Origin of the sequence: Mesorhizobium sp. M7A.F.Ca.US.006.04.2.1 (assembly GCF_004022915.1) — a bacterium.
Lineage (GTDB): Bacteria > Pseudomonadota > Alphaproteobacteria > Rhizobiales > Rhizobiaceae > Mesorhizobium > Mesorhizobium ciceri.
Genome location: NZ_RZQA01000230.1, coordinates 1 through 7,765 on the forward strand (window position 1 = coordinate 1; position 7,765 = coordinate 7,765).

Below are 7,765 nucleotides of genomic sequence, written 5' to 3' on the forward strand. Positions count from 1 at the left end.
GCGCGGCACTGACCGGCGGCCGCGGCAACATCCGCGGAACCCTGCTCGGTGCCTTCGTCATCGGCTTCCTGTCCGACGGTCTGGTGATCATCGGCATCTCATCCTACTGGCAGACAGTGTTCACCGGCGCGGTCATCGTGCTCGCCGTGCTCCTCAATGCCGTTCAGTATCGCCGCCGCAGCAAGCTCCCAAGCGCGACAGGTGGCCAACCGACTTCTCAGAAACGGGGGAAGGCCGAACCGGCCAATCCTGCCCAAGGGAAGACTGCCAGGTGAACTGGCAGCAACACCGCGTAATCATTGGAGGAATGTACATGAAAACCATGCTGAAAAGTCTGCTCGCGGCCGCGATGGTCGTTGGGTTCACGGCCGCCGCGTCAGCCGCGGGCCTGATCTCGATCATCGTCAACGATCCGGCCAATCCCTACTGGCTGACCGAGGGCAACGTCGCCAAGGCCGAGGCCGAGAAGCTTGGCTATACGGCCAATGTCGGCGCCCACAAGGGCGATACCAATACCGAAAGCAATTTGATCGACACCGCCATCACCAACAAGTCGGTGGCGATCATTCTCGATCCGGCCAACGCCGACGGCTCTGTCGGTGCGGTGAAGAAGGCGATTGCAGCCAACATCCCGGTGTTCCTTGTCAATGCCGAGATCAACCAGGAAGGCCTCGCCAAGGGGCAGCTCGTTTCCAACAACGCGCAGGGCGCTGCTCTCGGTGCCCAGCAGTGGGTGCAGGCCGTCGGTGAAAAGGGCAAATATGTCGAACTGCTCGGCGCCCCGTCGGACAACAATGCCGCCACGCGCTCGAACGGTTACGCGACTGTGCTGAGCCAGTACCCGGATCTCGAAAAGGCTGCTTCGCAGGTCGCCAACTGGGATCGTACCCAGGGCCACGACAAGATGCAGAGCATGCTGCAAGCCAATCCCGACATCATCGCCGTGATCAGCGGCAATGATGAAATGGCTCTCGGCGCGGTTGCGGCGCTGAAGGAAGCTGGCAAGCTCGCCGGCATCAAGGTCGGTGGCTTCGACGGCTCCCCGGACGCGGTTGCGGCGATCAAGTCCGGTGAACTGCAGTACACCGTGCTTCAGCCGGTCGCCATCTTCTCGGCCAAGGCCGTGCAGCAGGCGGACTCGTTTATCAAGACGGGTGCCACCGGTGCGGCGACCGAGAAGCAGCTGTTCGATTGCCTTCTCATCACCAAGGACAATGTCGACAAGTACACCGCACCCTTCGTGCTGTCTGAGTAATACCTGCACAGGGGGTGTCCTTGCGGACACCCCCTGCCTCTTCTACGAAATGACTGCCCTCGTGAACTGCCTTCGCAACCAATCGGAATTTGCGGCATGAAAGACCTGCTGATCGGCATCGACGCGGGAACGTCGGTGATCAAATCGATCGCTTTCGATCTGTCCGGGCGGCAGCTCGCCATGACGTCGGTGCCCAATAGCTTCGTCACGCTGGAAGGCGGCGGCGCCGAGCAGGACCTCGACCAGACTTGGCGCGACATGGCGCGGACCGTTCGCGATCTCGCGGCCAAGATTCCCGACCTCGCGCAACGAATCGCGGCGGTGGCCATCACCGGGCAAGGCGACGGAACCTGGCTGATCGATAGCGACGGCATGCCTGTCTCGCGCGCCTGGCTGTGGCTCGATGCCCGCGCCGGACATTTGGTGGACGAGATGCGCGCCGATCCCCGGGATCGCAGGCGGTTCGAACTGACCGGCACGGGGCTGAATTCCTGCCAGCAAGGCGCCCAGCTTGCCTTCATGAAAAAGAATCATCCCGACATGCTGGAGCGGGCGGCCACCGCACTGCATTGCAAGGATTGGCTCTACTTCAAGATGACGGGCGAACGCGCCACCGATCCCTCCGAGGGAACCTTCACCTTCGGCGATTTTCGGTCGCGCACCTATTCCGACGAAGCCCTCGACATCCTGGATCTGACGACGCATCGCCGCCTGTTGCCTCCCATGCTCGAAGGCACCACCGACCATCATCCGCTATCGCGATCGGCGGCGGCGGAGACCGGCCTGCTCGAAGGCACGCCGGTGGTGCTGGGCTACGTCGACATGGTCATGACGGCGCTCGGAGCCGGCCTCTATGATCCCTCGGGCAATGTCGGCTGCACGGTCATCGGCTCGACCGGCATACACACGCGCTTCGCAGCCACTCCCGACGATGTCGTGCTGAACGCAGATGGCTCCGGCTACACGATCGCCATGCCTATTCCGGGCGCCTTTGCACAATTGCAATCCAACATGGCGGCGACGCTCAACATAGACTGGGTGCTTGGCCTTGCGCGCGACGTGCTCGCCACGGCTGGCGGCAAACCTTCTCATGACGAGTTGCTGAAGGCCCTCGACGCTTGGATGGAAGCATCGGAGCCGGGATCGCTGATCTACCAGCCTTACATATCGCTAGCCGGCGAAAGAGGGCCGTTCGTCGACCCTGACGCACGCGCCGGCTTCATCGGCCTTTCGGTCAAGCATGGCTTTGGCGATCTGGCACGCGGCGTGCTCGAGGGGTTGGCCTTCGCCGCTCGCGATTGCTACCAGGCGATGGGCGCCGTGCCGAGTGAGATCCGCCTGTCGGGCGGCGCAGCGCGCAGTCCGTCTCTACGTCGCATCGTCGCGGCGGCGACAAGGGCGCAGGTGCGCACCAGCAGCCGCCAGGAAGCCGGCGCGGCGGGTGCCGCGATGATGGCCGCGGTCGGGCTCGGCGTCTACGGCTCCATGGAAGACTGCGCCGCCGAATGGGTGACGCCGCTTCTCGGCGACTGCGATGCCTATGACGAGGCGCTTTCGCAAACATACGATGCGCTCTTCCCTTCCTTCGTTGCGGCGCGCCAGGCGCTTCGGCCGGTGTGGAAGGGCATGGCGCACCGCACAGGAGCAAGATCTTGAGCAATACAACAGATGTCGTCGATCTCTTCGTGATCGGCGGCGGCGTCAATGGAGCCGGCATAGCGCGTGATGCTGCAGGTCGTGGCCTGTCCGTCATCCTGTGCGAAAAAGACGATCTCGCGCAAGGCACCAGTTCGCGCTCCGGCAAGCTGGTGCATGGCGGCCTGCGCTACCTCGAATATTATGAGTTCAGGCTGGTTCGCGAAGCGCTGATCGAACGCGAGGTGCTGCTCGAGGCGGCGCCGCACATCATCTGGCCGATGCGCTTCGTTCTACCGCACAGCCCGCAGGATAGGCCGGCATGGCTGGTCCGGCTCGGGCTGTTTCTCTACGACCACCTTGGCGGCCGCAAACGGCTGCCTGGGACAAGAACGCTGAACCTGAGGACCTCGCCTGAAGGCGCGTCGATCAAGGACGAATTCAAGCGCGGTTTCGAATATTCCGACTGCTGGGTCGACGATGCGCGCCTGGTGCTGCTCAATGCGCTCGATGCAAGGCAGCGAGGCGCCAGAGTGCTCACGCGCACCGCCTGTGTCGCGGCGCGCCGTGAAGGCGGACTGTGGTCGATCGACATGCAGGATGGCCGCACGGGCGCCGTCACGAAAGTCCGCGCGCGCGCTCTGATCAACGCAGCAGGTCCCTGGGTCAACGACATTGTCAGCCGCGTCGCCGGGCAGAATTCGACGCGCAATGTCCGGCTTGTAAAAGGCAGCCATATCGTCGTGCCCAAATTCTGGGAGGGGCGGCAGGCCTATCTCATCCAGAACAACGACAAGCGGGTGATCTTCGTCAACCCGTACGAGAACGATCTGGCGCTGATCGGCACGACCGACATTCCCTACGAAGGCAGGCCCGAGGAAGTGGTCGCCGAGGCCAGCGAAGTCGACTACCTGATCAAGGTGGTCAATCGCTATTTCAAGCGGCAGCTGACGCCACAGGACGTGGTCTACAGCTTCTCCGGTGTGCGTCCGCTCTATGACGACAATGCCGACAATCCAAGCGCGGTGACGCGCGACTATATTTTCGAACTCGACGCCTCCAACGGCAACGCACCGCTGCTTTCGGTGTTCGGCGGCAAGATCACCACCTTCCGCAAGCTGTCGGAACACGCGCTGGAAAAGATCCAGCCATTCTTTCCGACGATGAAGAAAGCCTGGACGGCCAAAATTCCCTTGCCGGGGGGCGACCTGCCCAATGCGGACTTCGAGCAGTTTCTGAGCGATCTGCATGTCGAATTTTCATGGCTCAGCCCGTCGTTGGTGAAGCACTACGCTCGAAGCTACGGCACCCGCGCCAGGCAATTGCTCGCCGGCGCGCAAAGCGAGGCTGATCTCGGCCGACGCTTCGGTCCCGATCTGTATGAACGGGAGGCAAAGTTCCTGGTCGAGACCGAATGGGCTGGCACATCAGCCGATATACTGGAACGCCGCACAAAGCATGGCCTGCATATCAATGCGGCCGAGCGGAAAGCATTCGAAGATTGGTTCGGTAACATCATGGCGACGGCGGGCTGATGGCCTTCACGCTTTCCCTCAACACCAATCCTCTGGTCAATCGCTTCGCCGATCCAGACGATTTGATCGACGCGATTGCTTATGGCATCGGCATTCGCGACGTGCAGTTGACGCATGAATTCGTCAATCCGGGCTGGCCGGCGGCCACGATTGCCAAATTCCTGCGCCTGTTCAACAGCGCGCTTTCGCGGACCGGTGTCAGGATCACCTCCGGCATGACCGGACCTTATGGCCGGCTCAACCATTTCGGCCACCCGGACGCCGACGTCCGGCGCTACTATGTCGACTGGTTCAAGACCTTCGCCGACATTTCCGCCGAACTCGGCGCGCCAGGCATGGGCACGCAGTTCGCCATCTTCACCTACAAGGACTTTGACGATCCGCAACGGCGGGCAGCACTTCTCGATATCGCGCTCGAATGCTGGCGCGAGGTTGCCGAACACGCCAGGGCGGCGGGGCTGACATACCTGTTCTGGGAGCCGATGTCGGTCGGCCGCGAGTTCGGCCACACGATCGAAAGCTGCGTCACGCTGCAAGGCGCCATCGACGCAGCGAAGCTGCCCATACCGATGAAGATGATGGTCGATATCGACCATGGCGACGTGACCTCACCCAACCCTGCCGACACCGATCCCTACGCCTGGGCGAAAGCGTTTCCATTGCAATCTCCGATCATCCACATCAAGCAGTCTTCCATGAACAAGGGCGGCCATTGGCCGTTCACGGCCGCCTACAACAAGGATGGCCGCATAGTGCCGCAGAAGTTGCTGGACGCGGTTCGGCAGGGTGGCGGAACCGACAACGAAATTTGCCTTGAACTTTCCTTCAGGGAGAGGGAACCAGTCGACCATCAGGTTATCGAGATGATCCGCGAGTCGGTGGATTTCTGGGCGCCTTACGTCGACAGTGGCCGCGACAGTCTCAAGCCTCGGACTTGAGCGAATACGTCGCCCGGAAGCCGGCTTCGGCCGCAAGAGTATCGAAGGAGAAAAACAATGGCCCCATATTGGGTCGGCACGAGCTGGAAGATGAACAAGACGCTTGCCGAGGCGTTGCTGTTCGCCGATGCGTTGGCCGCCTTCGTGCCTGGTTTCGATCAGGCGATACAGCCTTTCGTCATTCCGCCGTTCACCGCCGCGCGCCAGGTCAAGGCGGCACTGGCCAACACCCGCGTGAAGGTAGGTGCCCAGAACATGCATTGGGCCGATGCCGGCGCGTGGACGGGAGAGATTTCGCCAGTGATGTTGAAAGACTGCGGGCTGGATGTAATCGAACTCGGCCATAGCGAGCGCCGGGAGCATTTCGGCGAGACGGATGCGACTGTCGGACTGAAAACGGCAGCTGCTGTCAGGCACGGTTTCGTGCCACTGATCTGCGTCGGCGAGACGCTGGACGAGCGTGAATCAGGCCGCGCCGAGGCGGTGCTGACGGCACAGGTTCTCGGCGCGCTGCAGGAGCTGAGCGGCGATCAACCGAAGGCGGAAATCCTCTTTGCCTACGAGCCTGTCTGGGCGATCGGGGAGAAGGGCATTCCCGCAAGCGCCGACTATGCCGACAAGCAGCAAGCGCTGATCAAGCAGGTAGCCGCTGACCGGCTGCCGGCTGCCACGCCTGTGCTTTACGGCGGCAGCGTCAACCCCGGCAACGCGGCCGAACTTATCGGCCAGCCGCATATTGATGGCCTGTTCATCGGCCGCTCGGCGTGGCAAGCGGAAGGCTATATCGACATTCTGAAAAAGGCGTCGGCCGCCATCGCGCGCTAACCGCGCGAGCAATTCCGGGAAAGTGTGAAGCGGTTTTCCGTCCGGAATTGCGTCAAATCAAAGAGACAGAGACAAAAGCAAAGGAGTTCATCATCATGAAGATCGCACTCGGAGCCGACAGCGCCGGCAAGCCGCTGCTCGATGTCATCGCCAAGCATCTCGCCACCAAGCCGGAGTTGCAGGTCGTCGACCTGAGCCAGGCCGGCTTCTACGCCGATATCGCCGCCTCGGTCGGCCACGAAATCCTGGACGGCAACTACGACCGGGCCATCCTGTTTTGTGGCACCGGCATCGGCGTCAGCATCTCTGCCAACAAGGTGCCGGGCATTCGCGCCGCGTTGACCCACGATACCTATTCCGCGGAGCGCGCCGCCAAGTCCAACAACGCCCAGATCATCACCATGGGCGCCCGCGTCATCGGTCCCGAACTGGCGAAATCGATCGCCGACGCATGGCTTGCCTCCGAGTTTGATCCGAATGGCCCATCTGCCGCGAACGTGCAGGCCGTCGACAAGCTCGACGCCAAGCGCTGAAAGACGCGGCAAGTCCGCTGATGATCAGTCGGTCAAGGCGGTCCGCATCGCCTCGATCACGGTGACGGCGGACGCAGCGCCCGGATCCATATGGCCAAGCGAACGTTCGCCGAGGCGTGATGCCCGGCCCTTGGTGGCCACCATCGCTTTGGTCGCTTCCGCGCCTGTCTCTGCCGCCTGGGCGGCGGCCTTGAGACTGGCGGCCAGATCCTTGCCTGAGGCCAGCGCTTCGCCCGCCGCTTGCCCCGCCGGCGCCCATGCATCGATCATCGTCTTTTCGCCAGGTTCTGCCTTGCCGCGATCCTGAATGCCCTTGGCCATGGCCTGGAACAGGGCGACCACGTCCGCGTCGTCGAGCGCCGTCTTGCCCTTGACGGCTGCCGCGGCGCGCATGAGCGCGGTCGCATAGAGCGGACCGGAGGAGGCGCCGACCGCATTCAGGAACGACTTTGCCGCCGTGTTCAGCAAGGTGGTCGGATCGGTCGCCGCGGTGTCCAGTCCGGCCACCGCATCGCGCGCAGCGGAAAATCCAAGCTCCATCGCGATGCCGTGGTCGGCGTCACCGATAACCCCGTCAAGCGCGCATAGTCGGTCCCTGTCGGCGGACATGGCGGTTGCGATCGCCGCGAACATCGCGACAAGGCGGGCGGTGTCGATTGTCGTCATGTCTTGGTCCTTGCCACAGAAGTGGGTTTAGCCGGCGCGAAACATGGCGCAGTCGCAGGGGTGGTCCAGCATCGTCTGCAACTCGCCGTCCAGCCGATGCAGCGTGATCGAGGCCCCGGCCATTTCGAGCGAGGTGCAGTAATTGCCGACCCAGCTTGCGTGGATGGACACACCGATCTCATCGAGCCTCTGCTTCACGCGCCGGTTCATGATGTAGAGTTCCATCAGCGGCGTTGAGCCCAGCGAATTGACGAGCACCGCGACCTTGTCGCCGCGCGCCGGCGCCATCTCGTCGAGGATCCTGTCCAGCATCTCGTCGGTGATCTCGTCGGCCTTTTTCAACTTTTCGCGCGCGATGCCGGGCTCGCCGTGGATGCC

General features: G+C 62.6%; 8 protein-coding genes and 1 pseudogene. 7 read left to right on the forward strand and 2 right to left on the reverse strand.

Annotation, left to right across the window (positions count from 1 at the left end; genetic code table 11):
• From EN925_RS14505 to EN925_RS14535, 7 genes and pseudogenes are all read left to right on the forward strand, one after another.
• Positions 1-275 (forward strand): annotated as a pseudogene (locus EN925_RS14505) (ABC transporter permease); the annotation flags it as partial.
• Positions 276-307: 32 nt separating this feature from the next.
• Positions 308-1,255: a D-ribose ABC transporter substrate-binding protein gene (locus EN925_RS14510; protein ID WP_023756738.1), complete on the forward strand. Its 948-nt coding sequence runs from the start codon at positions 308-310 to the stop codon at positions 1,253-1,255.
• A 96-nt stretch (positions 1,256-1,351) separates the two neighbouring features.
• Positions 1,352-2,911, forward strand: coding sequence for an FGGY-family carbohydrate kinase (locus tag EN925_RS14515; protein WP_127384521.1), 1,560 nt, complete (start codon positions 1,352-1,354; stop codon positions 2,909-2,911).
• Positions 2,908-4,425: a glycerol-3-phosphate dehydrogenase gene (locus EN925_RS14520; protein WP_127370030.1), complete on the forward strand. Its 1,518-nt coding sequence runs from the start codon at positions 2,908-2,910 to the stop codon at positions 4,423-4,425. Before EN925_RS14515 ends, EN925_RS14520 begins: the two co-directional genes overlap by 4 nt.
• Positions 4,425-5,363, forward strand: a complete 939-nt coding sequence (locus EN925_RS14525; protein ID WP_013533069.1) for a TIM barrel protein — start codon at positions 4,425-4,427, stop codon at positions 5,361-5,363. The genes EN925_RS14520 and EN925_RS14525 overlap by 1 nt, the downstream gene beginning before the upstream one ends.
• A 57-nt stretch (positions 5,364-5,420) precedes the next feature.
• A complete protein-coding gene (locus EN925_RS14530) occupies positions 5,421-6,188 on the forward strand; it encodes a triose-phosphate isomerase (protein ID WP_127384520.1) in 768 nt (255 codons plus the stop codon).
• Between the two features lie 95 nt (positions 6,189-6,283).
• Positions 6,284-6,721, forward strand: a complete 438-nt coding sequence (locus tag EN925_RS14535) for an RpiB/LacA/LacB family sugar-phosphate isomerase (RefSeq protein ID WP_024502451.1) — start codon at positions 6,284-6,286, stop codon at positions 6,719-6,721.
• Positions 6,722-6,745: 24 nt separating this feature from the next.
• On the opposite strand, the gene dhaL is transcribed toward EN925_RS14535, so the two are convergent.
• Together dhaL and EN925_RS14545 are read right to left on the reverse strand one after the other, a co-directional pair.
• Positions 6,746-7,387 carry a dihydroxyacetone kinase subunit DhaL gene (gene dhaL / locus EN925_RS14540; RefSeq protein ID WP_127370307.1) on the reverse strand — a complete coding sequence of 214 codons (642 nt, stop codon included), beginning with the start codon at positions 7,385-7,387 and terminating at the stop codon, positions 6,746-6,748.
• Positions 7,388-7,414: 27 nt separating this feature from the next.
• Positions 7,415-7,765, reverse strand: a 351-nt coding sequence (locus tag EN925_RS14545; RefSeq protein ID WP_164894213.1) for a dihydroxyacetone kinase subunit DhaK, incomplete at its 5' end; no start/stop codon positions are given.